Source organism: Arthrobacter sp. 05L45_2 (genome assembly GCF_056397525.1).
The window spans coordinates 1-26,200 of the sequence record NZ_JBFTNO010000017.1; the positions used below are offsets into that span (position 1 = coordinate 1).

A 26,200-nucleotide genomic window follows, 5' to 3' on the forward strand; every position below is an offset into this window, starting at 1 on the left:
CATTTGGGCTGCGCTGCTTGCTCGACGGGGCCGGCCGGGCGGCCGTTCCGGAGCACGCACAGGCGCGCAAGCATGTCCAGTGGAAGCCGATCGCGGGCTATCTAGGTGCTGGCACTGGGACCAGCGGGTGTGTCTCAAGATCGCGTAGGGGCGGGCTTGTTGAATTCATAAAAAATGGAAATCAACGACCGGGCATCCATTACTACCGTTCCAGTCTAGCTGTTCGGCGTTCGGAACCCCGACGGCGGCTGGCAGCGGCGCGGCACAGGCCACACCGGCTCCGGGTGCGGTGTTGGGCCCGGACGGGGTAATTCAGCCCACCAGCTCCAGCCGGACCTCCCGCGTGACGATGTCCGCGGATACCACACGCACCCGCACCTGGGTGCCGGACTCCAGCTCGCCGGGGCAGCGTGCCGTCACCGCGGGCTCGGCGATCTGGACGATCCCGGACGGGCCGTTGCCGTTCCCGTTTCCATTCGCGTTGCCGTTGCCGTTGGCGTTGGCCGGGGCACCATTCGCACCGTTCGCACCATTCGCGCCATTCGCGCCGTTGGGTGCACCGTTTTTGGCCGGCTTCGATCCGGAGATGACGACGGCGTCGAACTCCTGGCCGACGTGGTTGATGAGCAGGGCGGCCTCCACTGTGTCCAGCGCCAGCCGCTCGAGTTTGGCGGCCAACTGGTCGGAGGCGGCCATGATCGCCGGCAGGGAGGGCAGTGCCTCGCGGGCCCACCCTGGAACCTCGTCGCCGTTGGACAGCGCCTCGCAGATGACGAGGACAAACCGGTCGATCAGGCGGCGCAGCGGGGCCGTTGAGTGGGCGTACGCCGCCCCGATGGCGGACTGGATGGCGTCCTCGGGAACCACGCCGTCGAACGGGGTGTAGCCGGCGCCGCGGAACAGCATCCCGGCCGAGTGCACAATGGCCAATTGGCGCGGGTCGGTGGGATCCAGGGTCCGCAGGTATTCCCCGTAGCTGATCCGGCCGTCCCACGGCTTGCCGAGGGCGCCGGTCTGGCGCCGGAAGTGCCGGAGCGAGCGCTCATCGGGGGCCGGCATGGTGCGCAGGATGCCCACCTTGCCCTGCAGCATCAGCTCGGCGGCGGCCATCCCGGTCATCAGGGAAATCTGGGCGTTCCAGTCTTCCACCGGCAGCGGCGGGGCGGCGACGATCCGGTAGCCGCCGTCGGGCAGCTGCTCAATTTCCTGTTCGGGAATATTCAGGCTTGCCCCGCCGCGGGCGCGCTCGAGCTCCACCCGTTTGCTGCCCACCTCCTTGAGCAGCTGCAGCACGGGCGCGGCGGTCCCGGCGTCGAGGTCCGCCTGCACACCGTGGTAGCTGAGCTTGGCACGGCTGCGGACCTGCGCCCGCCGGACCCGCACCGAGGACACCTCGGCGGCCGCGTCGAGGTCGAACTCCCAGACGAAAGCGGCGCAGAGCTGGTCGGCGAGGAGGCTGCCGGCGGCCTCGCTGATGATCTCGGGGTGCAGCGGGATCCGGCCGTCCGGGGTGTAGAACGTCTGCCCGCGGCGCCTGGTCTCGGCGTCGAGTGCACCGCCGGGAGCCACGAAGGAGGGGACATCGGCAATCGCGTAGAACACCTTGTAGCCGTCACCGGAGCGGTCGATGTACAGGGCCTGGTCCAGGTCCGTGGAGGACGCCGGATCAATGGTTACGAACTCCACGTGCGTCAGGTCCAGGCCGGGCAGCTCATGGCCGGCCACGGCGGCCTCGGCGTCCCGCCGCGCGTCGGCCGGGAACGGTCCCGGCAGTTCCAGGACGGTGCGCAGCGCGTTAAGCGCCTGGGCCAGCTGGTTCTGCTGCTGTCGGACGCTCGGAGTCAGGCGATGATGAGACACGGAATCAGGGTAGCCCGATTTCCGCCGCTAGTGTTGAAGCATGAGCACCTCCCCGGATGAGCCCGCCCGCTTCAACCGTTTCCGCAGGGACCTGCTGGGCGTTATGGCCTACGGGGAGTTGTCGGCGTTCGAACGGCTCTCCTCCGACGCCCGGTATTCGCCCACCCTGCACGACCGGTCCGTGCTGGGCCGCCTTGCCGTCATCGAGTTCCAGCACTTCGAGCTGGTCTGCGCGAAACTGGCCGAACTCGGCGTGGACGCGGAGGAGGCGATGCAGCCGTTCCRGGCCTCGGTGGACCACTTCCATGAGCGCACCCGGCCCGCCGACTGGTACGAGTCACTGATGAAGGCGTACGTGATCGACACGGTCTCCGCCGACTTTTACCGGCGGGTTTCGGGTTATGTGGACGCCGGGACGGCCGGCCTGATCGAGCAGGTCCAGTCCGCAGGCGACGCGACGGCCGTGCTCCGGGAGCGGCTGAAGGCGGCGCTGGCCGATGACCCGCGGCTGGCCTCCCGGCTGGCCCTGTGGGCCCGGCGGTTGCTCGGCGAGGCGCTCACCCAGGCCCAACGGGTCAGTGTGGACCACGCGTTCCTCGACGGGCTGGCCGGTGAGGACCCGGCCCGGGCCGGTGAGCTCGCCCGGGAGCTCACCGCGGAACTCGCCGCCGGGCACTCCCGCCGGATGTCCGGGCTGGGGCTCGCGGGCTAGCTAGCCGACGTCGGAATCCGCGCCGGCGTCGAGCGCGGCGAGCAGGGCGCGCGCTGCGCCCGCCGGGTCCGCGGCCTCGGTGATCGCCCGGACCACCACAATCCTGCGGGCCCCGGCGTCGACCACCTGCTCCACGTTGCCCAGATCGATCCCGCCGATCGCGAACCACGGCACCACTCCGGAGACCTTGCCGACGCCGGCTTCCGAGGCCCGCCAAATCGCCGCGGCGGCGTACCGCACCAGGTCCGTTCCGACCGCGGCGCGGCCAGGCTTGGTGGGCGTCGCCCAGACCGGCCCCACGCAGAAGTAGTCCAAGCCGGTCCGGCCCGGGGAGGCGGCGATGGCCGCGTCCACCTGGTCCGGCGTGTGGGTGGACATGCCGATCACCGTGTTCTTGCCCAGGAAGTCGCGGGCCGCCGTGAACGGAATGTCCTTCTGGCCGATGTGGAAGACCGGCGCACCCGCCAGCGAGGCGAGGTCGGCGCGGTCATTGACGGCCCACAGCCGGCCGTGCCGCTGCGCCGTGGCGTGCAGGACCCCGAGGAGCTCCAGTTCCTCGGCCGCCTCCAGCGACTTGTCCCGCAACTGGATGATGTCCACCCCGCCGGCAAAGGCAGCGTCGACAAAATCTTCAAAGTCCCCGCGCTCTTTCCGTGCATCAGTGCACAGATACAGGCGGGCGGTGGTGTGCAGGTCCTGGCTCATATCCCAAGCGTAGTTCCTCTAAACTGGGCGCATACCGCGGGAGCCCGCGGGCCGTACGCGGCCGCCGGGCTGAGAGGGCGTCAGAGCCGACCGCTTGACCTGATCCGGTTAGTACCGGCGTAGGGAAGGAAACCATGACCCCACCAGCCGTACCGTACGACGTCGCCGTGATCGGCGGGGGAGTGATCGGCCACGGAATCGCCTGGGCAGCGCGCCGCTCCGGCCGGACTGTGGCCCTCATCGATGATGCCCCTGGCAGCGGCGCCAGCTGGGCCGCCGCCGGCATGCTGGCGCCGGTCAGCGAACTGCACTACCAGGAGGAAGACCTCCTGGCCCTGATGCTCGAAGGCTCCAGGCTGTGGCCGGCCTTCGCCGCCAGCCTGGCCGACGGCGCGCCCGGGGGCCTGCCCGACGGCGGCCCGCAGCCGGGCAGCACCGGCTACAGCACGACGCCGACCCTCGCCGTCGGCGTGGACGCCGCCGACCGCCGGGCGCTCACCGACCTGCGGGAGGTGCAGCTGGCGTGCGGCCTGGCCGTGGACCCCCTGACGGTGCGGGAGGCACGGTCCCGGGAGCCCCTCCTGAGCCCCGGCATCTCCTGCGCCTTCGCCATCCCCGCCGACCACCAGGTGGACCCGCGGCGGCTGCTGGCACGGATGGGGCGTCTGCTGGCCGCCGACCCAGAATTCGTGGCCGTGCCGAGCCGGGCGGCCGCCCTGCTCTGGGATGACGGCCGCGTCGCCGGGGCCCGGCTGGAGGGCGGGGGAGATATCCGCGCCACCGAAACGGTCGTGGCCAACGGCCTCGGCGCAACCGATCTGCAGGCCCTGCCGCAGGGGCTGGTGCTGCCGCTGCGCCCCGTCTACGGTGACATCCTCAGGCTGCGGGTGCCGCCCCGGCTCCGTCCCTTGCTGGGCTCCACGGTCCGGGGGCTGGTCCGCGGGGTCCCGGTGTACATCGTGCCCCGGGACGACGGCACGGTGGTGATCGGCGCGACCCAGCGCGAGGACGCACCTTCGACCGCCAGCGCGGTCTCGGCCGGCGGCGTCTACCAGCTCCTGCGTGACGCCCAGCAGCTTCTTCCGGCGGTCGCCGAACTCGAACTGCTGGAAGCCACAGCGCGGGCGCGGCCGGGCACACCGGACAACGCCCCGCTGATCGGGCGGGTCGCCGGTCCGGGGGATGGCCCTGACATCGAGGGCCTGATCATCGCCACCGGGTTCTTCCGGCACGGGGTCCTGCTGACTCCGGCCGCCGCGGCGATCTGCCAGGCGTTGCTGGACGGCCGGCCGGATCCGCGCTGGGCCCGGTTCCGCCCCGACCGCTTTCCCCGCCCCCAGGCCGCGGCCCATAGATTCTCAGCAAAAGACAGGACACCAGCATGAACATCAGGCTCAACGGAGCACAGCACGCCGTCGCCGACGGCGCCACCGTCAGCGCCCTGGTCAGCGGGGTCACCGGACGGCCGCTTGCCGCCAACGGCCAGGCCACGGACGGGCGGAAGCTCGGCGTCGCGGTCGCCCGCAACGCCGAGGTGGTCCCGCGCAGCCAATGGCACGCGACGGCGCTCGCCGAGGGCGACGACGTCGAACTCGTCACCGCAGTGCAGGGAGGATAAACGCCATGGAAGAGACCGTACTRACCCAGACCGAGCCGGGCCGTGACCTGCTGACCGTGGACGGCGTCGACCTGCGCTCGCGGCTGATCATGGGCACCGGAGGCGCGCCCAGCCTCGACGGACTGGGCGCCGCGCTGGTGGCCTCCGGCACCGAGCTCACCACGGTGGCCATGCGCCGCTACTCCCCGGCCGAGAGCGGATCGCTGTTCCAGCTGCTGGCGGACCACAACATCCGGGTGCTGCCCAACACCGCCGGCTGCTTCACCGCCCGGGACGCCGTGCTTACCGCCGAACTGGCACGGGAAGCCCTGGAGACGGACTGGGTGAAGCTCGAAGTCATCGCCGATGAGCACACCCTGCTGCCGGACGCCCTGGAACTGGTGGAGGCAACGGAGCAGCTGGTGGGCCGTGGCTTCAAGGTTTTTGCCTACACCAATGACGACCCCGTCCTGGCGCTCCGGCTTGAGCACCTGGGTGCCGCCGCCGTGATGCCCCTGGGCGCCCCGATCGGCACGGGGCTGGGCATCCTGAACCCGCACAACATCGAGCTGATCGTGTCCCGGGCCTCGGTGCCGGTGGTGCTTGACGCCGGCATCGGCACCGCGTCCGACGCGGCGCTCGCCATGGAGCTGGGCTGCGACGCCGTGCTGCTGGCCACCGCCGTCACCCGGGCGCAGGACCCTGCCCTGATGGGCGAGGCATTCAAGCACGCCGTCATCGCCGGGCGCCTGGCACGGCTGGCGGGCCGGATTCCGCGGCGGGAACACGCGCTCGCGTCCTCCGCCATGGAGGGCCGTGCCGAGTTCCTCTAGCCGCAGCGGGCCACGGAAACGTACTGCAGGGTAGTTGAGCACTGTTGCGGAAACGGCAACGTGTCTATTGTGTCCCTTAGACCGCGGCACACCGTGGTCTGCAGGTCGCCGGCACGTCCCGGGAAGCCTTCCCGCACCGGGGGCCCGTCTCGAGGAGGAGGCGACGATGTCCAGTCCTGATGTGCCAACGCGGGGGCCGGCCAAGCCCGGCCCGTACGTGATTTCCGGAATTCTGTTGCTGATCGCGATCGTGGTTCCGTTATTTGTACCCGGATACTCCTTCGACCAGCCGCGCCTGGCGGGTATCCCGTTCTTCTACTGGTACCAAATGGCCTGGATCCCGGTCACCGCGGCCCTGGTGGGCATCTCCTATTGGCTGGTGACCAAGGAGGACCGCCGGCGGCGTGAAGCTGTCCGGGGCCAGGCCGGGATGGGGGAGGAACGATGAACCCCGCAGCCGTGCCCCTGGCAGCACCGGACCGGCCGGTCGACGGTGTGGCTCTGACCATTGTGATCGTCCTCTTTGTCCTGGTCGCCGCCCTCGGCTTCTTCGCCGCGCGGTGGCGGCGGGAGGAAAACACCGGCCTGCACAGCCTGGACGAGTGGGGCCTGGGCGGCCGCGGCTTCGGCACCTGGGTGACCTGGTTCCTGCTGGGCGGCGACCTCTACACCGCGTATACCTTTGTGGCCGTTCCCGCGGCCATGTGGGCCACCGGAGCCGTGAGCGGCTTCTTCGCCGTCCCCTACACGATCGTGCTGTACCCCATCGTGTTCCTGCTGATGAGCAGGCTGTGGTCCGTCTCGCACCGGCACGGTTTTGTCACGCCGGCGGACTTCGTCGGCGGCCGCTACGGCAGCAAGGCGCTGACACTCGCCGTCGCCGTCACCGGGATCGTCGCCACCATGCCCTACATCGCCCTGCAACTGGTGGGCATCAAAGCGGTGCTCACCGTCCTCGGACTGGGCAGCGCCGAGAACGTCCTGCTGACAGACCTGCCGCTGATCATCGCGTTTGTGGTCCTGGCGGCCTACACGTACACCTCGGGCCTCCGCGCTCCGGCCCTGATCGCCGTCGTGAAGGACCTCCTGATCTACCTTGCGGTGATCGTCGCGGTGATCTACCTGCCCATCAAGTTCGGCGGCTGGGGCACCATCTTCGACGCCGCCCAGACGAAGCTCGGGACCGTCAACCCGGCCACGGGCAAACCGGCGGGGGCCTTTATCCCGGGCGCCGCCAGCTACTCGGCGTACTGGACGCTGGCCCTCGGCTCCGCCCTGGCCCTGTTTATGTACCCGCACTCGATCACCGGCGTCCTGGCCACCAAGAGCCGGAACACCATCCGCCGGAACGCCGCAGTGCTGCCGCTCTACTCGCTCATGCTGGGGTTCCTTGCACTGCTGGGCTACGCGGCCATCTACGCGGGGACTAAACCGACCGACCTGAACGGGACCATCAACCCGCAGCTGGTGGTGCCGCAGCTGTTCCTGGACCACTTCCCGTCCTGGTTCGCCGGGATTGCGCTCGCCGCGATCGCCATCGGTGCCCTGGTGCCGGCGGCCATCATGTCCATCGCCGCCGCCAACCTGTTCACCCGGAACATCTACCGGGACCTGATCAAGCCCGACGCCACCCCCCGCCAGGAAGCGAGCGTTTCCAAGATCGCATCCCTCGTGGTGAAGTTCGGTGCCCTGATCTTCGTGATCGCGATGGACCAGTCCGCAGCAATCAACATGCAGCTGCTCGGCGGGATCTGGATCCTGCAGACCTTCCCGGCGATCGTGGCCGGGCTCTACACCCGGTGGTTCCACCGCCGGGCACTGTTCATCGGCTGGGCGGCCGGCATCCTGTACGGCACCATCGCTGCGTACAACGTGGTCAACCCCGTGACGAAGGCCCACTTCGGCGGGTCCATCGCGGCGATCCCGGGCACCGACATCCAGGTGTACATCGCGGTGGTGGCGTTCGCCATCAACCTGATCGTCGCGGCCGTCCTGACGGCGCTCTTCCGGGCCATGAAAGTCCGGGAAGGCACGGACATCACCCGGTCCTCGGACTACGGCGCCGACGAGAACGATCCCAAGGTGGCCCAACTCCAGCGCGAGCACCCGCTGGCCGAGCCGGGAGGCCCCACGTACTGACCAGCAGGAGACACGTACTGACCAGCAGTAGACATCGGCCGGAAAACATTTTTCCGGCCGATGTCTTTTTCGCGCTTGCCCGCACGTAGTAGAGATGTAGCTAACAACAACCAACCCAAGGAGCCAGCGTGGAATACATGCTCTTCATCTGCACCGATCCCACCGCACCCGCCTACGTGGCCGCGGAGGACAACATCGAGGAATGGTCCGCCGACGTGGAGGCCCGGGGGATCGCCCGGCACGGTGACCGGCTCCGCCCGGTGCAGGACGCAACCACCGTCACGGTGCGGGAAGGGCGGCTGATGGTGGTGGACGGCCCGTTCGCCGAAACGAAGGAGTGGGTGGCCGGCTACGACATCATCGACTGCGCCGGGCTGGACGAGGCGATCGAGGTCGCTTCCAAGCATCCGATGGCAAAGTTCGGAAAAATCGAGATCAGGCCCGTGTGGCCTTTCGGATCCTAGCCGTGGACGGCGGGGTAGTGTGATGACCATGGAAATGCGCCTCGAAGTTGTCCAGGTACCGGTCGCCGACGTGGATGCCGCCAAGGCGTTCTACACCGAAAAGATGGGGTTCGCCCTGGACCACGACGTCGAGTACATCCCGGGCATGCGCGTCGTCCAGCTCACGCCGCCCGGGTCGGCCACCTCGGTGGTCATCGGCACGGGAATGACCGGCATGGCGCCGGGGAGCCTCGAAGGCCTGCAGCTGGTGGTGCCGGACATGGCCGCCACCCGCACGGAACTCCTGCGCCGCGGAGCGGAGATCAGCGAGGTCCAGGACATGGGCGGGATCGCTTTCGCCTATTTCAGCGACCCGGATGGGAACCGCTGGGTCCTGCAGGAGGCCACACGGCCCGAGGTCAAGGACGCCCACCAGCACTGAGGCCAGGTTAAAGAACTGTGGCCACTCGCCCGAGGGGGAGTGGCCACAGTGCTGTGTGCCGCGACGCGCCGTGTGCCGCGACCGGCTAGAGCCGCAGACCGGCTAGAGCCGCAGGATAGCGGTCATCCGGGCGATGTCGTGCTTGGCACGGGTCCTGCCGAGAAACAGTGCAGCACCTACCGCGGCCGCGGCGCCCAGCAGCAGGGGCAGTATCCACGGGATCCAGGTCAGGCCGGGCTGGTAGCCGAAGCCCGCAGCCATAAAGATAATCCAGCTCAGCATCCCGACCCCGAGGGCGATCCCGGCCGGAACGGTGATGCCGTACTTCGCGTGGCGCCTGTCATTGGCCCACACCACAAAACCCGCGGCCACGGCCACCATGGCGACCACAATCAGTGACAGCATTCAGACTCCTTTGTGAACTGCGGGTTGAGGGTTCGGGACGACGGCGCCGCTGGGCCGGGCGCGCGCCGGGTAGCTAGAGGGCGCCGAAACCGACGCGGCGGACTTCTTCGGCGCCGATTTCCACGTAGCCCAGGACGTTCGCCGGGATGATGACCAGGCGGCCCTTCTCATCGGTCAGGCGGAGCTCGGTTCCTTTGGAAATGGCCTCGGCAACGAGCGTCGCCACCGCRTCCGCGTCCTGGTTSGAYTCRAGGGCAATTTCGCGGCCGATGTTCTGAATGCCGATCTTTACTTCCACAGCAAGGCCTCCMAGCCAATCAAAGTGTTCAGGGTGTTTTCTATTTCTACTCTAGGACTCTTTGGGGAAGCGGGAGATTCCGCGCCAAGCTAAACGGTAAATCAGGTCACTGGCCACATCGAGGTCCAGGTTTCCGTCCGTTTCGAGCCAATAGCGGGCACTGACCTGCGCCATGCCGGACAGGCCGCGGCCCAGGAGCTGGGCTTCCAGGAGCGGCAGCTTCGTGTCCTCGGCGATGACCCGGGCGATAGCGTCGGCGAAGGTCTTGTTGAAGGTTTCCAGCCGGGCGCTGACGTCGTGGTCGTTGACCAGGTCCGACTCGAAGACCAGCCGGTGCGCCTGGTCGTCGTTGGCGATGAAGCGGAAATAGGCCCGCATCACAGCCTGGACGCGCTCGTCGTTGTCCGTGGTGGAGTTCAGTGCGCCCAGCAACAGCTCGGTGAGGGTGGACAGGTGGCTGTCCAGCAGGGCCAGGTACAGCTCCCGCTTGGACGGAAAGTGCTGGTACAGCACCGGCTTGCTCACGTGGGCCGTCTCGGCGATCTCGTCCATGGCAGCACCGTGGTAGCCGTTGGCTACGAAAACTTCCTGCGCGGCGGCGAGCAACTGCGCCCGCCGCTCGTCCCGCGGCAGGCGCGCCGAACGCTGGGTGCCGCCCCGTGCCTGGCCTGCCGACGACTTTCCGGTGTGGCCGTGCTCGACCGGTGCCTGATGAACCACTGTAGGCCCGCCTTCCCTCGCTGTTAGCTCCACTTTACGCGGGGGTAATATGACCTGGCCGCATCTTCGGGCATACATTGAAGTATGGCTTCCCAGTTGACCGCTAACGGCACCCCCGCAACCCCGGCCCCTGCCGCCGGGCCGCTGGTTGAACCGGCCGACGCACTGACACCCGAAGAGGTGGAGCGCTACTCCCGGCACCTGATCATTCCCGAGATCGGCACACTCGGGCAGCGCCGCCTCAAAAACGCCCGCGTCCTGGTCATCGGGGCCGGCGGCCTCGGCTCGCCCGCCCTGCTCTACCTGGCCGCCGCCGGGGTGGGAACCCTGGGCATCATCGACGACGACGCAGTTGACCTCAGCAACCTCCAGCGCCAGGTGATCCACGGCGTCGCCGACGTTGGCCGGCCGAAGACCGAATCCGCCCGCGATGCCATTGCGGCCCTGAACCCGCTGGTTGATGTCCGGTTGCACAACGTCCGGCTGGACGCCGGCAACGCGCTGGAGCTCTTCGCCGGCTACGACCTCATCGTCGACGGCGCCGACAACTTCGCCACCCGCTACCTGGTCAACGATGCCGCGGCGATCCTCGGCAAGCCCTACGTGTGGGGCTCGATCTTCCGCTTCGACGGGCAGGTCAGTGTGTTCTGGGAGCGATACGGCCCCACCTACCGGGACCTGTACCCGGAGGCCCCGCCGGCGGGCTCCGTCCCGTCCTGCGGCGAGGGCGGCGTCTTCGGCATGCTGTGCGCCGCCGTCGGCTCGCTGATGGTGACGGAGGCGGTCAAGCTGATCACCGGCGTCGGACGTTCCCTGCTGGGACGGGTGGCGCTCTTCGACGCCCTGGGCGGCAGCTGGCGCGAAATCAAAGTCTCCCGTGACCCGGAGGCGGAGCGTATTACCGGGCTCACCGACTACGAGGCCTTCTGTGGCATCACCCCCGCCGCGGACGCCGGCACCGAGCACACCGTCACCGCGACCCAGCTCGCCACGATGCTCGCCTCCCGCAAGGCCGGGCTCAAGGACTTCCAGCTCGTGGACGTGCGCGAGAGCGGGGAATTCGACATTGTCCGGATTGAGGGCGCCACGCTCATTCCGCAGGGCAGGATCCTCGCCGGCGAGGCCTGGGCCGAACTGCCGCAGGACACGGACATTGTGTTCCACTGCAAGGCCGGGACCCGGTCCGCGGCAGTCCTGGCAGCCGCCCGGGCCGCCGGCTACGAGCGCGTCAGCCACCTGGAGGGCGGCATCCTCGCCTGGGTGCGCGACGTCGAACCGGAAAAGCCGGTCTACTAGCGTCCGACCCAAAGCTGTCCCCGGCCACCCTGCCCGGCGACGATTCCCCGGCCCGCACGGGCCCAACCGGAGAGGCACCGCCATGACTGAAGACAGCAGCACCACCCCGCAGCACCGGATCGGGTCCGGGTTCGGCCCGCGCACGACGGCGGCGGAGGTGGTCGCCGGCGTCGACCTGCACGGGAAAACCGCGCTGGTCACCGGAGGGTATTCGGGGCTGGGCCTGGAGACGGTCCGCGCGCTGCACTCGGCCGGTGCCCGCGTGATGGTGCCGGCACGCCGCCCCGACCACGCCCGCAAGGTCCTGGACGAGGCCGGCCTCTCGGATGTCAGCGTCGCCGCGCTGGACCTGGCCGACCTCGACGCCGTGCGGTCCTTCGCCGCCGACTTCCTCGCCTCCGGGTTCCTTGGCGAGGGCGGCAGCCTGGACATCCTGATCAACAACGCGGCGATCATGGCCAGCCCCGAGCAGCGGGTGGGTCCGGGCTGGGAATCCCAGTTCGCCACCAACCACCTGGGCCACTTCACGCTGGCCAACCTGCTCTGGCCCGCCCTGTCCGCCGGGGACGGTGCCCGGGTGGTGGCACTGTCCTCGACCGGCCACAAACTCTCGCCGCTCCGCTTCGACGACATCAATTTCGACACCGGCTACGACAAGTGGAAGGCCTATGGGCAGGCCAAAACGGCGAACGCCCTGTTCGCGGTGCAGCTGGACGCGCTCGGACGGTCCTCCGGCGTGCGGGCCTTCGCGGTGCACCCGGGCGGCATCATGACCGAGCTGCAGCGCCACCTTCCCCGCGAGGAAATGATCGCCTCCGGCTGGATGGATGCGGAGGGCAACCTCAACGAGCACTTCAAGACCCCCGCCCAGGGCGCCGCGACGTCGGTGTGGGCGGCTACCTCCCCGCAGCTTGACGGCAAGGGCGGCGTCTACTGCGAGGACTGCGACGTCGCCGAGCCCACCGAGACGGGGACGCCGCTGGCCCGGATCAGGGGAGTGGACGCCCATGCCGTGGACCGGGCGGACGCCGAACGGCTGTGGCAGCTGTCGGCCGGGCTGACGGGTGTAGACGCGTTCGCGACGGAACACTAGTCCGAAGGGGACCCGGCGCGGGCCGGCCACTGGCGAAAGGACGGCGCCGGTGCAATAGTGGCCCGATGATCAGCCAGCAGGAGCTCTGGGACGAGGACGCCGCCAAGCAGTACGACACCCCGGGGGAGGGGATGTTCGCCCCCGAGGTCCTCGGGCCCACCGTCGAGGTCCTCGCCGCGCTGGCCGGCGGCGGACCGGCACTCGAGTTCGCTGTCGGCACCGGCCGGGTGGCCCTTCCCCTCACCGAGGCGGGCGTGCAGGTCAGCGGGATCGAACTTTCGCACGCGATGATCGCCCGGCTCCGCGAGAAACCGGGGGCGGACGTCATTCCGGTGGTCCAGGGCAGCATGGTCGACGCGTCGGCCGGGACAGGCTTTTCGCTKGCATTCCTSGTSTTCAACACCATCGCCAACCTCYTGACSCAGGACGAWCAGGTSCGSTGYTTCCAGAACGCCGCCCGCCACCTTGCCCCCGGCGGCCGCTTCGTCATTGAGCTGTGGGTCCCCCAGCTGCGTTCGCTGGCCCCCGGGAGGGGCGGAACTGTGGAAGTGAGCGAGCCCGGATACCTGCTGGTCGACACCTACGATGTGCTGCGTCAGCACGTCGTCTCACACCATGTGCGGTTTGGCCCCGAACTCTCGGACGGCAGGAATGCCCGGATCGGCCGGACGCCGCACCGTTACGTCTGGCCCAGCGAGCTTGACTTGATGGCGCGCCTGGCCGGCTTCGAACTGGAATCCCGCTGGGCGGACTGGGACCGCAGCGAATTTACCGCGGAGTCCCGCAGCCACGTCTCGGTGTACCGGCTCAGCGAAGGCTGACGTGGCCGGGGTGGCCTGACGCCGAGGGTCAGGCGGTTTCCCGGCGGCCGTCGACGGCTGGGAGGGAGTTGTGGTCCACCGGGCATTCGGCGGCGGCGTCGGCAGCCGGCCGTGCAGCGGCGGGCTGTTCGACCGTGATGCCGTAGACCGCCTCGAGGCCGGCCACGTAATCGTCCTGCTGGCCGTTGGCAGCAAGCTCGCGGGCCCGGACCGTGGGGACGTGCAGGAGCTGCTTGACCATCCGGCGGAGCGCGAACTCCACTTCCTCGGCAGCGGCCGTGCAGCCGTGGCGGGCGCGGACCTTTTCCATTTCGGCGTCGAGCACGTCCATGGTGTGGCGGCGCAGGGCAACAATGGCTGAATCGACGGAGCGAGACTGCCGTTCCTGCTCGAAGGCGGTTGCGGCGCCGTCAACAATCCCGCTGGCCTGGGTCAGGGACTCGGCCTGTTCCTGCGGGGCGGCCAGCCGGACCGATTCAAGGGTGAGCAGTTCCACGCCGTCGAGCTCCGCCACTGCGGGGTCAAAATCGTGGGTCAGCGCCAGGTCGATGGCAATCAGCGGCTGCGGCGAGGCCGAGCGGATCCGGGCGAGCTCCGGCGCTTCGACGCGGTTGTCCGAGCCGCTGCAGCCGATCATCACATCGGCGGCCGCCACCGCGCCGGGCAGGGTTGCGCTGTCCAGGGCGGTGCCGCCGCGGGTGGCGACAAAGCCGGCGGCGCGTCCGGAGGAGGAGAAGACGGAAATGTCGGTGCAGCCCCGTTCACGCAGCAGGGACATGGTGGCCCCGGCATACGCGCCGGTCCCGAAGACCACGGCCTTTTTGCTGGACCAGTCGGGGTTTTCGGACAGATCGGTGGCCAGGTCCAGGGCGACAGAGACGATCGAGAGCCCGCGGGAGCCCAGGGCGGTTTGCGCCCCGACGTCCTTGGCGGTCTTGGAGGCGGCCTGGAAAAGGCGCACGAGTCCGGCGCTGGCCGTCCCGTCGTGCTGGGCCGCGATCAGGGCCCGGCGCACCTGGCCGGCAATTTCGCGTTCGCCGACGACGGCGGAATCCAGGCCCGAGCTGACGGCGAACAGGTGCCGCGTGACATCCGGGCCGGTGCGGGTATTAAAGGAGCGGGAGACGAGCTGTTCGCTCAGGCCGCTGGCGCCGCTGATCTGGGAGACCAGCGCGGCACGCGCCGCCTCGACGTCGTCAGGGTGCGGGGCTTCGCCGTAAATCTCGAACCGGTTGCACGTGGCCAGGACAACGGCACCCGACACCGCCGGCGATCCGGCGAGGGCGGATGTGGCAAGCCCGGAAGCGCCGGTGCTCAGTTGAGCAACGGTTTCCAGGTCGATGTCGGCGTGTGTAGCCACCAATGAGAAAAGAACCACAGCACCACAATCATAGCTTTTTCGTGCCCGTGTAGAACAACTACCGGACGTGGGACTGCGCACCCCTGGCTGTGATTCCCGCCACGACAGGGGACCGGCGGCCTTCGCTGACAGGTTGTCGTTATCTTTTGGGGCCGATTTTCGGCACAATCAAAGGCATGACACCTAGCGCTGCGGCAACGAACGGCACCGCCGTCGACGGAACGGCAATCGACGGCACTGCAATGAACGGCCTCGACGCCGGCCACCCCCTGATGGACGGCCGCACCGCCGATTCACCGCTGATCACCGCGTACCGCGGCGGCAAGCCGTCCCGGCGCCCGGTGTGGTTCATGCGCCAGGCCGGCCGGTCGCTGCCCGAATACCTCAAGGTGCGCGAAGGCGTGGCCATGCTCGATTCCTGCCTGCGCCCGGAACTCGCCTCCGAGATCACCCTCCAGCCGGTGCGCCGGCACGACGTCGACGCAGCGATCTTCTTCTCCGACATCGTTATCCCGCTGAAGCTCGCGGGCGTCGGCGTGGACATCGTCCCCGGCGTCGGCCCGGTGCTGGAGAAGCCGGTGCGCACCGCCGCGGACGTCGCTGCCCTCCCGCAGCTGACCTGGGAAGCCCTTGAGCCCATCCGCGAGGCCGTGCGCCTCACCGTTGCCGAGCTGGGCAGCACCCCACTGATCGGCTTCGCCGGAGCCCCGTTCACCCTGGCCGCCTACATGGTTGAAGGCAAGCCCTCCCGCGACCACCTCGGCCCGCGCACCATGATGCACGCCGACCCGGAAACGTGGACGGCGCTGGCCAACTGGGCCGCCGATGCCTCCGGGATGTTCCTCCGGGCGCAGCTGGAGGCCGGCGCCTCCGCAGGCCAGCTCTTCGATTCCTGGGCCGGCTCACTGGGGCTGGCCGACTACTCCCGCTACGTCGCGCCGGCATCGGCCCGGGCCCTGAACGACGTCCGGCACCTCGGGGCCCCGCTGATCCACTTCGGTACCGGCACGTCGGAACTCCTGGTTGCGCTGCGCGATGTCGGTGTGGACGTTGTGGGGGTCGACTACCGGCTGCCCCTGGACGAAGCCAACCGCCGGCTCGGCGGGACCGTGCCGCTGCAGGGCAACATCGACCCTGCACTGCTGTCCGCGCCCTGGGAGATCCTCGAGGCCCACGTCCGGGATGTCATCGCCGCCGGCGCCTCGGCTCCGGGCCACGTCCTGAACCTTGGCCACGGCGTGCCGCCCGAGACCGACGCCGCGGTGCTGACCCGCGTCGTCGAACTGATCCACTCGATCGACCCGGAGTAGGCCCCGGATGGCCACAGGCCCTGCCGCAGGCTCCGCCCTTCCCGCGCCGACCGCCGTCGTGGTGGGCGGCGGCATCTCCGGCCTGCTTGCCGCCCGGGAGTTGGCCCGCGCCGGCGTCCGGACCACGGTATTGGAGGCCTCCGCGGAATGGGGCGGCTGCGTGGGCAGCCACGTGGTGGCCGGCCTGACCCTGGACAACGGCGCCGAGTCTTTCGCCACCCGGTCCACTGCGGTGGCGCGCCTGGCCGAGGACCTGGGCCTCGGCCCGCAGATCGTTCCGCCCAACCCCGGGGGCGCCTGGGTCCAGCTCCCCGAAGGACCCCRGGAACTGCCCAAGACCGGGGTCCTGGGCATCCCCGCTAATCCCTGGGACCCCGAGGTGCGCCGTTCGCTGGGCCTGTGGGGATCCCTCCGTGCCTCCCTGGACGCAGTGCTTCCGGCCACGGCCGGCACGTCATCGCAGGCCACCAGCGTCGCTGACCTGGTCCGTATCCGGATGGGACGCCGCGTCCTGGAACGCCTGGTGGCCCCCGTGGTGGGTGGCGTGCACTCCGCGGACCCCGCCCTGCTGGACGTGGACATGGTGGCCCCGGGGCTGCGGGCCGGCATCCGGGCCCACGGTTCCCTCGCCGGCGCCGTCGCCGCGCAACGCCGCGGACCCGCCGCCGTCGGCGCGCAACGCCAGCAGCCTGCGGAGCGCCCGGAGCACCCGGAACACCCGGGGCAGGCGGCCGGCCAGCCGGGTCCCGCGAAGGCGGGATCCGCCGTCGCCGGTCTCCGTGGCGGCATGCACACCCTGATCGCGGCGCTCCTGGCCGAGCTCCGCGGCCTGGACGTCAGCCTGCTCAGTTCCTCGCGGGCGGACGCTGTGGAGCGCCTGTCGGGCGGCTGGCGCGTAACCTCAGGGACCGCCCGGTACGAGGCCGAACGGCTGGTGGTGGCAATCGAGGGGCCGGCCGCCGTCGACCTTCTCGCCGGCACACTGCCGGCCCTGGAATCACTCCGCCCGGAAGCCGGCCCCGACGTGCGGCTGGTGACCCTGGTGCTGGACCGCCCCGCCCTCGACGCCGCACCGCGCGGGACCGGGGTGCTCGTGGCCCCGCAGAGCCCCGGCGTCCTGGCCAAGGCCCTGACGCATGCCACCGCAAAATGGGCGTGGCTGGCCGAACGCACGACGCCGGGCCGGCATGTCCTCCGGCTCTCCTACGGTCGCGGCGGGGACGAACCCGCCGCCGGCAGCCCCGTGTCCCGCAGCGACGACGAGCTGTTCGATGCCGCGCTCCGGGATGCCTCGTCGCTGCTCGGTGTCCGGCTGTCCGCGGGCGACGTCGTCGGCTGGGACGTGGTGCGCTGGTCCGGCGCCCTGCCCTTCGCCACCCTGGGCCACCGGCAGCGGGTGGACCAGGTCCGGCGGCTCTGCGCCGCTGAAGGAAACCTCGCCGTGGTCGGGGGCTGGCTGTCCGGAAACGGGCTCGCCGCGATCGTCGCGGACACCCCGAAACAGGTGGCGTCCCTGCTCCCTTGACGGGTCCCAGCGGGCCGCCGTCCGGCTCCGGACGGGGACGCGCTAACCGGAACAGGGGTGTTTCCGCAAATTTTCCCCCGCGCCGTTCAGCGGCTAGGGTCGATGACCATGGTTATGCACAGGTCCGAGGTTCCAGAAACGCCGGCCGGTCACCATGGGGGACTTCGACGCGGCACGGCAGTGGCAGCGCTCGGAGCGGTACTGGCTCTCACCGCAGGAGTTCCTGCCACACAGGCGGCCACCCCGTCGCCCAGCCCGGACGGCCCTTCGGCCTCGATTTCCGTGGGCATCGGCGACCTGATCGGCGGCATCGTGTCGCCGTCGCCGTCGCCCTCCCCGACGTCAGGCTCCAGCAGCCCCACCCCTACCCAGAGCACCGCGCCGCCGTCGTCGGCCGCGCCGGACCCGACTGAGACGCCGGCGCAGCGCGCCACCCGGCAGGCCAGTGCACCTGCCGCACCGGGGACCACGGCCCCGCAGCCGGCGCCCGCCGTGCCCGCAACCGGCCAGGCCACCGGCACCCAGGCCTCCGGCACCCAGCAGGCACCGGCCCCCGTGCAGGCCCCCGCCGCCGGCAGCCAGGCCGCCGCGCCCGGCACGCCGTCAGAAGCCGCTACCGGCACCGCCGCCGGCAAGGCCGGCACCCCGTCGGCGACTCCGAGCGGAACGCCCCGGTCCGCCACCACCATGTCCGCCGCCAAGGAAGCGACCCCGGCGTCGCCCAGCCCGTCCGGGGACACCATGCAGGCGGCGTCCTCGGTGCAGTCGTCCGGGCCCTCCGCACTGGTGGGCTGGGGGATCTGCCTGGTGGCTGTGTCCCTCGGAGCAGGAGCAGTGGTCCTGCGGATGCGCCGGATCTAAACCCGCCAACCCCGCCCCGCTGTGAAATTGAGCACTTCTACGCCTTGTAGAAGTGCTCTGTTTCGACTTAGCCCGGGGGAGGGGGCAAACTGGTATGCATGAGCCACACTTCTGCCGAATCTGTCACTAAAACCGGAGCAGCAGCCGAGGAATCGACCGAGCAATTCTTCACGCTCTGGACGGTCTTCAAGCGCTCCGCGGACGTCCTGCGCAGCGGCGACGCCGCCGAGGACTTCGACGCCCTGATCGGGCGGCTCGCCGAAGACGGCGTTGTCCACCGCGGCAGCTACGACGTTTCGGCAATGCGGGCGGACGCAGACATCATGGTCTGGCTGCACGGTCCCCGTGCCGAGGCCCTGCAGCGGGCCGTGCGCGACATCCGCCGCAGCAAGCTGTTCACCGGCACCGAGATCGCATGGTCCGCCATGGGCGTGCACCGCGAGGCCGAGTTCGCCAAGAACCACACGCCCGCCTACTCCCGCGGCGTCGAGCCGGCCGAGTGGCTCTGCGTTTACCCCTTCGTCCGCTCCTACGAGTGGTACCTGCTGCCGGACGCCGAGCGCGGCGCAATGCTCCGTGACCACGGCCTCCTGGGCAGGGACTTCCCGCAGGTCATCTCCAACACGGTGTCCTCGTTCGCCCTCGGCGACTGGGAATGGATCCTCGGCCTGGAAGCCCCGGAACTGGTTGACCTGGTTGACCTGATGCGGCACCTGCGCGCCACCGAGGCCCGCCACCATGTCCGCGAGGAAATCCCCTTCTACACCGGGCGGCGCATCAACGCCACGGAGATCGCCGAGGTCCTCGCGTGAGCCCGATCGACGCCGCGCTCACCGCCGTGAACCCCATCACCGAGGCCGGCCGGATGGCGCCCAAGGAGTACGACGCCGTTCTGCTCGCCTCCTTCGGCGGCCCCGAGGGGCAGGAGGACGTCATCCCGTTCCTCCGCAACGTCACCCGTGGCCGGGGCATCCCGGACGAACGGCTCGAAGAGGTCTCGCACCACTACCGCGCCAACGGCGGCATCAGCCCGATCAACGAACAGAACCGCCAGCTCAAGGCCGCCATGGAAACCGAGCTCGCCGCCCGCGGCATCGGGCTCCCGGTGTTCTGGGGCAACCGCAACTGGGACCCGTACATCCCGCAGACCCTGCAGGAAATCTACGACGCCGGTCACCGCAAGGTCCTGATGATCACCACCAGCGCGTACTCCTGCTATTCCAGCTGCCGGCAGTACCGCGAGGACATCGGCATGGCCCTGACCGAGACAGGTCTGGACGGCAAACTCGAAGTGGACAAGGTACGCCAGTACTTCGACCACCCCGGCTTTGTGGAGCCGTTCATCGAAGGCACCGCCGCCGGCCTCGCCGACGTCCGGGCCCAGCTGGCCGCCGCCGGAACCCCTGACGCGCCGGTCCACATCCTGTTCGCGACCCACTCGATTCCGACCCGCGACGCCGAGGCCGCCGGACGGTCCGACGGCGAACCGCGCCAGTTCGAACAAGACTCCGCCTACGTGGCCCAGCACCTCGCGGCAGGCACCGAGGTCATCCGCCGGGTGGAAGCCGAGACCGGCCTGACCGCACCGTGGTCCCTCGTATACCAGTCCCGCTCCGGCGCCCCGCACGTGCCGTGGCTTGAGCCCGACATCAACGACGCGATCGAGGAACTCGCCGGCCAGGGAGTCAAGGGCGTGGTGATCGTGCCGCTCGGCTTCGTCAGCGACCACATGGAGGTGGTCTGGGACCTGGACACCGAAGCCCTGGAAACCTGCGGCAAGCTCGGCATCGCCGCCACCCGTGTGCCCACCCCCGGAACGCACCGTAAATTCGTGGCCGGAATCGTGGACCTCATCAGCGAGCGGACCGCGGCGAACACCATCGCCGACCGGCCCCACCTGACCAACCTCGGCCCCTGGTACGACGTCTGCCGCCCCGGCTGCTGCGCGAACTTCCGCGGCGAAAAGCCCACCATCGCGGGCGCAGACACCTCTGTTGGGACCGGGCACGACCCCTACCCGGCCGGCACGGCGTCGTCCACGGCCGGCCAGGCCGCGCTGTGACGGTCCGGATCGGCACCCGGGCCAGCAAACTGGCCCTGACCCAGACCCAACAGACCGCGGACCAACTGGCCGCCGTCGGCGGTTTCCCGGTGGAACTGGTGCACATCCGCACCGACGGTGACGTGCTGACCGGCCCGCTGTCCCAAATGGGCGGCACCGGTGTGTTTGTGGCCGCGCTGCGCGACGCCCTCCTGCGGGACGCGTGCGATGTCGCCGTGCATTCACTGAAGGACCTGCCCACCGGCGCGGCGCTCGGACTGAGCCTCGCGGCGACCCCCAAACGCGCTGACGTCCGCGATGTGCTCTGCGCCCGGGACGGCCTCACCCTCGCCGCGCTGCCGGCCGGCGCCACCGTCGGCACCGGCTCGCCCCGCCGCGCGGCCCAGCTGCGCGCGGCCCGCCCTGACCTCGACATCCGGGACATCCGCGGCAACGTTGATACCCGCCTGGGCCGCGTCCCGGGGCTGCCCGGGAACACGACGGACGACGTCGTGGAGGGCAAATCCTGCGACCTCGACGCCGTGGTGCTCGCCGCCGCCGGCCTGCACCGGATCGGCCGGCAGGACGCCGTCACCGAGTACCTCGACACCACCGTGATGCTGCCGGCCGCCGGCCAGGGTTCCCTCGCGATCGAGTGCCGCACCGGGGATGCCCCGCGGAAGGCAGGGTCCACTGAGGGATCACAGGGGGTGCTCGCCCAGGCCCTCGCGGCCCTGGACGATCCCGACACGCGCCTGGCCGTCACGGCCGAGCGCGCCCTCCTGGCCAGGCTGGAAGCCGGTTGCGCAGCCCCGGTGGGAGCCTACGCCCAACGCAAGGGCAGCATGCTGCACCTCGAAGCCGTGGTGTGTGCCGTGGACGGGACCGCAACCGTCCGGGACTCCAAGGTCACCGACGGGCTGACCGAGGTGGGGGCCACCCTGCTGGGCATCGAACTGGCCGAGGCGCTGCTCGCGGCCGGCGCTGCCGACATCGCCGACCTGGCAGCTTCCTGAGCCGGACGGATTCCAGCCTGATGGGACGCCGCAGCGCCAGCCGCCGGCCGGACGGGGAGGCCGGGCCCAGGGTGCTTGAGGGTGCCCGGGTCCTGGTGACCCGCAGTCCGGACCGAGCCGGTGCGCTGGTGGCGGCCCTCCGCGAGACCGGGGCCGAACCGTTGCTGCTGCCGCTCATCGACTTTGAGCTCGCCCCGGACCAGCACTCCCTGGACGTTGCCTTTGACGCGCTCGGCGCCGGAGCCTACTCGTGGCTGGTGGTCAGCAGCGTGACCACCGTCCAGGTCCTCGAAGCCAAAGCGGCCGAACGCGGTAAGGACCTCAGCGCCTGGCTGCCGGGGAGCCTGCAGGTCGCCGCCATCGGCCCGGCCACCCGCCGCGTGCTGGAGGCCCGGGACATCGCCGTCGATCTCGCCCCGGCCGGGCAGCAGTCCGGCGCGGGCCTCCTCGACATCTGGCCCGGCGGCCAGGGCAGCGTGCTGCTGCCGCAAGCGGACATCGCCGACCCGCGGCTCCGGCGGGGACTGGCGGCGCGGGGCGCCTCGGTCCAGGCCGTCACCGCCTACCGCACCGTCGACTATCCTGCGGACCCGCGGCGCAGCCTCCCCGGCAGCCCGGCGGCCGCAGCCGACGACGCCGTCGTCCTGGCCATGGCGGACGCCAAGGCTGCCCTCGACGCCGGAGCCCTGCACGCCGTCGTCGCCGCCTCACCGAGCGCGGCCCGCCGCATCCATGCCGGCCTCTCGCCACTGGGTGACTGCCTGCTCGTGGCGATCGGACGCTCGACGGCGGCCGAGGCCCTCGCCCTCGGGCTCCCCGTCGCCGCCGTCGCCGAGGAACCCACCGCCACCGGACTCGTCGCCGCCGTTATCCAGGCCCTGGACCCGGTTCACCCCGCACCCCACCCTGACCCCGAGCACACTGTGAAGGACCCAACATGAGCTTCCCGACCCACCGCCCCCGCCGGCTCCGCACCACCCCCGCGATGCGCCGGCTGACGGCCGAATACCGCCTCTCCGCGGCCGAACTGATCCTGCCCGCCTTCATCCGCGAGGGCCTCAGCGAACCGAACCCCATCGCCTCGATGCCCGGCGTGCAGCAGCACACCACCGACTCGCTCAAGCGCGCCGCCGCCGAAGCCGTCCAGCTGGGCGTCGGCGGCATCATGCTCTTCGGCATCCCGGCCGAACGCGACGCCCGCGGCACGGCCTCCCTGGACCCGGACGGTGTCCTGAACAAGGCCATCCGCGACGTCAAGGCCGAGGTCGGCGACGAGCTGGTGATCATGAGCGACGTGTGCCTCGACGAATTCACCGACCACGGGCACTRCGGCGTCCTGGACGCGAACGGCTACGTCGATAACGACGCGACGCTCGAGATCTACGCCCGGATGGCCGTGGCCCAGGCCGAGGCCGGTGCCCACGTGCTTGGCCCGTCCGGCATGATGGACGGCCAGATCGCCGTCATCCGGCAGGCCCTGGAAGAAGCCGGCCACGCCAACACCGCCGTCGTGGCGTACGCAGCCAAGTACGCCTCCGCCTTCTACGGGCCCTTCCGCGAAGCTGTCGACTCGCAGCTCACCGGAGACCGGCGCACCTACCAGATGGACGCCGCCAACCGCCGCGAAGCGATCCTCGAAGTGGAACTGGACCTCGAGGAAGGCGCTGACATGGTCATGGTCAAACCCGCCATGAGCTACCTCGACATTCTTGCCGACGTTGCCGCGATGAGCCCGGTCCCCGTTGCCGCCTACCAGATCTCCGGCGAGTACTCGATGATTGAGGCCGCAGCGGCCAACGGCTGGATCGACCGGCGCGCCGCCATCACCGAATCCGTGCTCGGCATCAAACGGGCCGGCGCCAACATGGTCCTGACCTACTGGGCCGCGGAACTCGCCGGCTGGCTGAAGGACGCCCGATGAGCGCCCCGGCCACGCCCGGCCCGGCGGCAGGAGCCAACCCGACCGCCCCTGTAGGAACGGACACCATCCTGCTGGGCCTGAACACCTTCGGCGACGTCGGAGTGTTCCCCGACGGCCACCCGGTCCCGCACGCCCAGGTTCTGCGGCAGCTGCTGGAACAGGCCGAACTTGCCGACCAGGTGGGGCTGCACGCCTTCGGGGTGGGGGAGCACCACCGCAAGGATTTCGCCGTGTCCGCACCCGAGGTCTTCCTCGCCGCCGCAGCCGCACGCACCAAGAACATCCGGCTGGGTTCCGCCGTCACGGTGCTCAGCTCCGATGACCCCATCCGCGTATTCCAGCGCTTCGCCACCGTCGATGCCATCTCCAACGGCCGCGCCGAGGTGATGCTGGGCCGCGGGTCATTCGTCGAATCCTTCCCGCTCTTCGGGCTGGACCTGGCCGATTACGACGTCCTGTTCGAGGAAAAGCTGGAACTCTTCGACAGAGCCAGGGCCCAGGAACCGATCAGCTGGGAGGGCCGGACCCGCCGGCCGATTCGCGGGCTCAGCGTCTACCCGCCGCTGGAGCACCACCTGCTGCCGGCCTGGATCGGCGTCGGCGGCACCCCCGAATCCGTGCTGCGCTGTGCCGAGTACGGCTACCCGATCATCTTCGCCATCATCGGCGGCCAGCCGCGTTCCTTCGGACCGCTCGCCGGGCTCTACCGCGAAGCCATGGCCAAGTACGGGCACCCCATGCAGCAGATGGCCACCCACTCGCCCGGACACCTCGCCGCCACGGACGAGGAAGCACGGGAGGAGTTCTTCCCGCACTGGCTCGGACAGCGCAACCAGATCGGCGCGGAGCGCGGCTGGGGACCGGGCAGCCGGGAGGAGTTCGACCACCTGTGCAGCCCCGAAGGGGCCCTCTACGTCGGCTCACCGGAAACTGTCGCCACCAAGATCACGCTGCTCAAACGGAACCTGGGTGTGGACCGTTTTGACCTCAAATACAGCAACGGAACCCTTCCGCATGCCGCCATGATGCGCTCCATCGAGCTGTTTGGCACCGAGGTGGCGCCCCGCGTGCACGCGCTGCTGTCCGGCGCGGCATCCGCACCCGACCAGTCACTGAAAGAATAGGGACCATGACTTCCAGCCACCCTCGCAACGAGGAACTCTTTGACCGCGCCCGCAGCCTGATGCCCGGCGGCGTCAACTCTCCGGTCCGTGCCTTCGGCTCTGTGGGCGGTACGCCGCGCTTTATGGTCTCCGCCAAGGGCGCCTACCTGACTGACGCCGACGGCGCCGAGTACGTGGACCTGGTCTGTTCCTGGGGGCCGGCGCTGCTGGGCCACGCCCACCCCGACGTCCTCGCGGCCGTGCACGCCGCCGTCGACCGCGGCCTCTCCTTTGGCGCCTCGACCCCTGACGAGGCGAACCTCGCCGCCATCGTCCAGGAACGTGTTCCGGCAGCCGAGCGGGTCCGGATGGTCTCCACCGGCACCGAGGCCACCATGACCGCCATCCGGCTGGCCCGTGGCTTCACCGGACGCAACCTCGTCATCAAGTTCGCCGGCTGCTACCACGGCCACCTGGACGGTCTGCTCGCGGCCGCCGGCTCCGGCCTCGCCACGCTCGCGCTGCCGGGTTCGGCCGGCGTCACGGCCGCCACCGCCGCCGAGACCCTCGTGCTGCCGTACAACGACCTCGCCGCCGTCGAAGCCGCCTTCGCGGCGCACGGACCCAACATCGCCGCCGTGATCACCGAGGCCGCACCGGCCAACATGGGTGTGGTCACCCCCGGCGAGGGTTTCAACGCCGGGCTGGCCCGGATCACGCGCGAGCACGGCGCACTCCTGATCCTCGACGAAGTCCTCACCGGCTTCCGCACCGGGTACTCCGGCTACTGGGGCCTGACCGGCGGGGCCGCCGACGCCGCGGAACCGTGGACCCCGGACCTGCTGACCTTCGGCAAGGTCATCGGCGGGGGCATGCCGACGGCGGCCCTCGGCGGGCGTGCCGAGGTTATGGACTACCTCGCCCCGGTGGGCCCGGTCTACCAGGCCGGCACCCTCTCCGGGAACCCGGTGGCCATGGCCGCCGGCGTCGCGACCCTCACGCATGCCACCAAGGACGTGTACTCCTTCGTGGATGCCCGGTCACTGGAACTCTCGGGCGCGCTGTCCTCGGCGTTGGACACCGCCGGCGTGGACCACTCCATCCAGCGTGCCGGGAACCTGTTCTCCGTCGCGTTCGGCACGTCGGCTCGCGGCGTGCACAACTACGACGACGCTCAGGGCCAGGAAGTCTTCCGGTACGCGCCGTTCTTCCACTCGATGCTGGACTCCGGGGTGTACCTGCCGCCGTCCGTTTTCGAGGCATGGTTCCTTTCCGCCGCGCACGACGACGCCGCGATGAACCGGATCTTCGACGCCCTGCCGGCGGCAGCGAAGGCCGCCGCGGCCGCGCAGCCGTAAGCGGGGGCCGCGGCGGGCCGGGCCAGTATGCCCGGCCCGGCCCGGCGACCCTGGCGCGGCCAGCCGGCAATCCCGCGCCGCGCCGATGCCCATTGCGCACGGCGGCGACCGTGTGCGAATATTCCGGTGATCGTAAATCAACCACAGGAGGTGAGACCCATGTCCGCAGTATCCACAATGGGTGCTCCCCTGAAGTCAACGATCGCGCGACGGGCATAGTCGCAGCTGGGAGCGCCCGCCAGGCAAAAACGCGAAAGGCGACTCCCATGAACACCACACCAGCTTCAACTTCCCACACTTCACTTCCGCACACTCCGGGCCGTCGTGCCCTCGTCCTGGGC

Annotated in this window: 27 protein-coding genes and 1 riboswitch; of the genes, 21 read left to right on the forward strand and 6 right to left on the reverse strand. The window is 70.1% G+C overall.

From position 1 onward, the window contains the following. Nucleotides 1–312: 312 nt before the first annotated feature. Complete coding sequence (locus AC1DHD_RS02690) at nucleotides 313–1,860, reverse strand: RNB domain-containing ribonuclease (protein WP_476878206.1); 1,548 nt, start codon at nucleotides 1,858–1,860, stop codon at nucleotides 313–315. Nucleotides 1,861–1,900: 40 nt separating this feature from the next. On the opposite strand from AC1DHD_RS02690, the gene AC1DHD_RS02695 reads away from it, so the two are divergent. Next, on the forward strand, nucleotides 1,901–2,572 hold the full coding sequence (locus tag AC1DHD_RS02695; RefSeq protein WP_476878207.1) for a ferritin-like fold-containing protein: 672 nt from the start codon (nucleotides 1,901–1,903) through the stop codon (nucleotides 2,570–2,572). Here AC1DHD_RS02695 and thiE read toward each other — a convergent pair whose 3' ends face one another. Then, nucleotides 2,573–3,277 carry a thiamine phosphate synthase gene (gene thiE, locus AC1DHD_RS02700; protein WP_476878208.1) on the reverse strand — a complete coding sequence of 235 codons (705 nt, stop codon included), beginning with the start codon at nucleotides 3,275–3,277 and terminating at the stop codon, nucleotides 2,573–2,575. Between the two features lie 26 nt (nucleotides 3,278–3,303). Further along, a riboswitch (TPP riboswitch) is annotated at nucleotides 3,304–3,421 on the forward strand. Here thiE and thiO point away from each other — a divergent pair. From thiO to AC1DHD_RS02735, 7 genes are all read left to right on the forward strand, one after another. Further along, nucleotides 3,412–4,662 carry a glycine oxidase ThiO gene (thiO, locus tag AC1DHD_RS02705; RefSeq protein WP_476878209.1) on the forward strand — a complete coding sequence of 417 codons (1,251 nt, stop codon included), beginning with the start codon at nucleotides 3,412–3,414 and terminating at the stop codon, nucleotides 4,660–4,662. It overlaps the preceding riboswitch by 10 nt. Beyond that, nucleotides 4,659–4,895: a sulfur carrier protein ThiS gene (gene thiS, locus AC1DHD_RS02710; protein ID WP_476878210.1), complete on the forward strand. Its 237-nt coding sequence runs from the start codon at nucleotides 4,659–4,661 to the stop codon at nucleotides 4,893–4,895. Before thiO ends, thiS begins: the two co-directional genes overlap by 4 nt. 5 nt (nucleotides 4,896–4,900) lie before the next feature. Next, a complete protein-coding gene (locus AC1DHD_RS02715; RefSeq protein ID WP_476878211.1) occupies nucleotides 4,901–5,707 on the forward strand; it encodes a thiazole synthase in 807 nt (268 codons plus the stop codon). A 166-nt stretch (nucleotides 5,708–5,873) separates the two neighbouring features. Then, nucleotides 5,874–6,155, forward strand: a complete 282-nt coding sequence (locus tag AC1DHD_RS02720; protein ID WP_476878212.1) for a DUF3311 domain-containing protein — start codon at nucleotides 5,874–5,876, stop codon at nucleotides 6,153–6,155. Then, nucleotides 6,152–7,846 (forward strand): monocarboxylate uptake permease MctP, encoded by a 1,695-nt coding sequence (mctP, locus tag AC1DHD_RS02725; protein WP_476878213.1) that lies wholly within the window; start codon nucleotides 6,152–6,154, stop codon nucleotides 7,844–7,846. The genes AC1DHD_RS02720 and mctP overlap by 4 nt, the downstream gene beginning before the upstream one ends. Before the next feature lie 137 nt (nucleotides 7,847–7,983). Continuing rightward, nucleotides 7,984–8,310, forward strand: a complete 327-nt coding sequence (locus AC1DHD_RS02730; protein ID WP_476878231.1) for a YciI family protein — start codon at nucleotides 7,984–7,986, stop codon at nucleotides 8,308–8,310. A 28-nt stretch (nucleotides 8,311–8,338) separates the two neighbouring features. Further along, nucleotides 8,339–8,731, forward strand: a complete 393-nt coding sequence (locus AC1DHD_RS02735; protein ID WP_476878214.1) for a VOC family protein — start codon at nucleotides 8,339–8,341, stop codon at nucleotides 8,729–8,731. 102 nt (nucleotides 8,732–8,833) lie between these two features. On the opposite strand, the gene AC1DHD_RS02740 is transcribed toward AC1DHD_RS02735, so the two are convergent. The 3 genes from AC1DHD_RS02740 to AC1DHD_RS02750 form a co-directional block, all read right to left on the reverse strand. Next, nucleotides 8,834–9,136: a hypothetical protein gene (locus AC1DHD_RS02740; RefSeq protein ID WP_476878215.1), complete on the reverse strand. Its 303-nt coding sequence runs from the start codon at nucleotides 9,134–9,136 to the stop codon at nucleotides 8,834–8,836. Nucleotides 9,137–9,209: 73 nt separating this feature from the next. Next, on the reverse strand, nucleotides 9,210–9,434 hold the full coding sequence (locus AC1DHD_RS02745; RefSeq protein ID WP_476878216.1) for a DUF3107 domain-containing protein: 225 nt from the start codon (nucleotides 9,432–9,434) through the stop codon (nucleotides 9,210–9,212). 51 nt (nucleotides 9,435–9,485) lie between these two features. Further along, entirely contained in the window at nucleotides 9,486–10,154 is a 669-nt protein-coding gene (locus AC1DHD_RS02750; RefSeq protein ID WP_476878217.1) for a TetR/AcrR family transcriptional regulator, read from the reverse strand. A gap of 84 nt (nucleotides 10,155–10,238) precedes the next feature. On the opposite strand from AC1DHD_RS02750, the gene moeB reads away from it, so the two are divergent. The 3 genes from moeB to AC1DHD_RS02765 all read left to right on the forward strand — a co-directional run bounded on the left by moeB (nucleotide 10,239) and on the right by AC1DHD_RS02765 (nucleotide 13,364). Then, on the forward strand, nucleotides 10,239–11,450 hold the full coding sequence (gene moeB / locus AC1DHD_RS02755) for a molybdopterin-synthase adenylyltransferase MoeB (RefSeq protein WP_476878218.1): 1,212 nt from the start codon (nucleotides 10,239–10,241) through the stop codon (nucleotides 11,448–11,450). Between the two features lie 82 nt (nucleotides 11,451–11,532). Continuing rightward, nucleotides 11,533–12,543, forward strand: a complete 1,011-nt coding sequence (locus AC1DHD_RS02760; RefSeq protein WP_476878219.1) for an SDR family NAD(P)-dependent oxidoreductase — start codon at nucleotides 11,533–11,535, stop codon at nucleotides 12,541–12,543. A 65-nt stretch (nucleotides 12,544–12,608) separates the two neighbouring features. Beyond that, nucleotides 12,609–13,364, forward strand: a complete 756-nt coding sequence (locus tag AC1DHD_RS02765) for a class I SAM-dependent DNA methyltransferase (protein ID WP_476878220.1) — start codon at nucleotides 12,609–12,611, stop codon at nucleotides 13,362–13,364. A gap of 28 nt (nucleotides 13,365–13,392) precedes the next feature. Here AC1DHD_RS02765 and AC1DHD_RS02770 read toward each other — a convergent pair whose 3' ends face one another. Then, on the reverse strand, nucleotides 13,393–14,742 hold the full coding sequence (locus AC1DHD_RS02770) for a glutamyl-tRNA reductase (protein WP_476878221.1): 1,350 nt from the start codon (nucleotides 14,740–14,742) through the stop codon (nucleotides 13,393–13,395). Nucleotides 14,743–14,900: 158 nt separating this feature from the next. Here AC1DHD_RS02770 and hemE point away from each other — a divergent pair, with 158 nt between their 5' ends. The 10 genes from hemE (at nucleotide 14,901) to hemL (ending at nucleotide 25,859) form a co-directional block, all read left to right on the forward strand. Then, nucleotides 14,901–16,034, forward strand: coding sequence for a uroporphyrinogen decarboxylase (gene hemE / locus AC1DHD_RS02775; RefSeq protein ID WP_476878222.1), 1,134 nt, complete (start codon nucleotides 14,901–14,903; stop codon nucleotides 16,032–16,034). 7 nt (nucleotides 16,035–16,041) lie between these two features. Continuing rightward, entirely contained in the window at nucleotides 16,042–17,559 is a 1,518-nt protein-coding gene (hemG, locus tag AC1DHD_RS02780) for a protoporphyrinogen oxidase (protein WP_476878223.1), read from the forward strand. 180 nt (nucleotides 17,560–17,739) lie between these two features. Then, complete coding sequence (locus AC1DHD_RS02785; RefSeq protein ID WP_476878224.1) at nucleotides 17,740–18,420, forward strand: hypothetical protein; 681 nt, start codon at nucleotides 17,740–17,742, stop codon at nucleotides 18,418–18,420. Nucleotides 18,421–18,518: 98 nt separating this feature from the next. Beyond that, a complete protein-coding gene (hemQ, locus tag AC1DHD_RS02790; protein WP_476878225.1) occupies nucleotides 18,519–19,232 on the forward strand; it encodes a hydrogen peroxide-dependent heme synthase in 714 nt (237 codons plus the stop codon). 53 nt (nucleotides 19,233–19,285) lie between these two features. Then, the gene (locus AC1DHD_RS02795; RefSeq protein WP_476878232.1) at nucleotides 19,286–20,482 is read left to right on the forward strand and encodes a ferrochelatase; all 1,197 of its coding nucleotides are present in this window, start codon (nucleotides 19,286–19,288) and stop codon (nucleotides 20,480–20,482) included. Further along, entirely contained in the window at nucleotides 20,479–21,477 is a 999-nt protein-coding gene (gene hemC, locus AC1DHD_RS02800; RefSeq protein WP_476878226.1) for a hydroxymethylbilane synthase, read from the forward strand. The genes AC1DHD_RS02795 and hemC overlap by 4 nt, the downstream gene beginning before the upstream one ends. 20 nt (nucleotides 21,478–21,497) lie before the next feature. After that, nucleotides 21,498–22,418: a uroporphyrinogen-III synthase gene (locus AC1DHD_RS02805; RefSeq protein WP_476878227.1), complete on the forward strand. Its 921-nt coding sequence runs from the start codon at nucleotides 21,498–21,500 to the stop codon at nucleotides 22,416–22,418. Further along, nucleotides 22,415–23,398, forward strand: a complete 984-nt coding sequence (gene hemB / locus AC1DHD_RS02810) for a porphobilinogen synthase (protein WP_476878228.1) — start codon at nucleotides 22,415–22,417, stop codon at nucleotides 23,396–23,398. The genes AC1DHD_RS02805 and hemB overlap by 4 nt, the downstream gene beginning before the upstream one ends. Further along, nucleotides 23,395–24,522, forward strand: a complete 1,128-nt coding sequence (locus AC1DHD_RS02815) for an LLM class flavin-dependent oxidoreductase (protein WP_476878229.1) — start codon at nucleotides 23,395–23,397, stop codon at nucleotides 24,520–24,522. Before hemB ends, AC1DHD_RS02815 begins: the two co-directional genes overlap by 4 nt. Before the next feature lie 5 nt (nucleotides 24,523–24,527). Continuing rightward, complete coding sequence (gene hemL, locus AC1DHD_RS02820; protein ID WP_476878230.1) at nucleotides 24,528–25,859, forward strand: glutamate-1-semialdehyde 2,1-aminomutase; 1,332 nt, start codon at nucleotides 24,528–24,530, stop codon at nucleotides 25,857–25,859. Nucleotides 25,860–26,200 lie beyond the last annotated feature (341 nt).

What these genes read in the sequence shown, in the direction of transcription:
- thiE (WP_476878208.1), bottom strand. Translation starts at nt 3,277, where the DNA reads ATGAGCCAGGACCTGCACACCACCGCCCGCCTGTATCTGTGCACTGAT.
- thiO (WP_476878209.1), top strand. Translation starts at nt 3,412, where the DNA reads ATGACCCCACCAGCCGTACCGTACGACGTCGCCGTGATCGGCGGGGGA.
- thiS (WP_476878210.1), top strand. Translation starts at nt 4,659, where the DNA reads ATGAACATCAGGCTCAACGGAGCACAGCACGCCGTCGCCGACGGCGCC.
- AC1DHD_RS02720 (WP_476878212.1), top strand. Translation starts at nt 5,874, where the DNA reads ATGTCCAGTCCTGATGTGCCAACGCGGGGGCCGGCCAAGCCCGGCCCG.
- mctP (WP_476878213.1), top strand. Translation starts at nt 6,152, where the DNA reads ATGAACCCCGCAGCCGTGCCCCTGGCAGCACCGGACCGGCCGGTCGAC.
- AC1DHD_RS02730 (WP_476878231.1), top strand. Translation starts at nt 7,984, where the DNA reads ATGCTCTTCATCTGCACCGATCCCACCGCACCCGCCTACGTGGCCGCG.
- AC1DHD_RS02735 (WP_476878214.1), top strand. Translation starts at nt 8,339, where the DNA reads ATGGAAATGCGCCTCGAAGTTGTCCAGGTACCGGTCGCCGACGTGGAT.
- AC1DHD_RS02740 (WP_476878215.1), bottom strand. Translation starts at nt 9,136, where the DNA reads ATGCTGTCACTGATTGTGGTCGCCATGGTGGCCGTGGCCGCGGGTTTT.
- moeB (WP_476878218.1), top strand. Translation starts at nt 10,239, where the DNA reads ATGGCTTCCCAGTTGACCGCTAACGGCACCCCCGCAACCCCGGCCCCT.
- AC1DHD_RS02760 (WP_476878219.1), top strand. Translation starts at nt 11,533, where the DNA reads ATGACTGAAGACAGCAGCACCACCCCGCAGCACCGGATCGGGTCCGGG.
- hemE (WP_476878222.1), top strand. Translation starts at nt 14,901, where the DNA reads ATGACACCTAGCGCTGCGGCAACGAACGGCACCGCCGTCGACGGAACG.
- hemQ (WP_476878225.1), top strand. Translation starts at nt 18,519, where the DNA reads ATGAGCCACACTTCTGCCGAATCTGTCACTAAAACCGGAGCAGCAGCC.
- AC1DHD_RS02795 (WP_476878232.1), top strand. Translation starts at nt 19,286, where the DNA reads ATGGCGCCCAAGGAGTACGACGCCGTTCTGCTCGCCTCCTTCGGCGGC.
- AC1DHD_RS02805 (WP_476878227.1), top strand. Translation starts at nt 21,498, where the DNA reads ATGGGACGCCGCAGCGCCAGCCGCCGGCCGGACGGGGAGGCCGGGCCC.
- AC1DHD_RS02815 (WP_476878229.1), top strand. Translation starts at nt 23,395, where the DNA reads ATGAGCGCCCCGGCCACGCCCGGCCCGGCGGCAGGAGCCAACCCGACC.
- hemL (WP_476878230.1), top strand. Translation starts at nt 24,528, where the DNA reads ATGACTTCCAGCCACCCTCGCAACGAGGAACTCTTTGACCGCGCCCGC.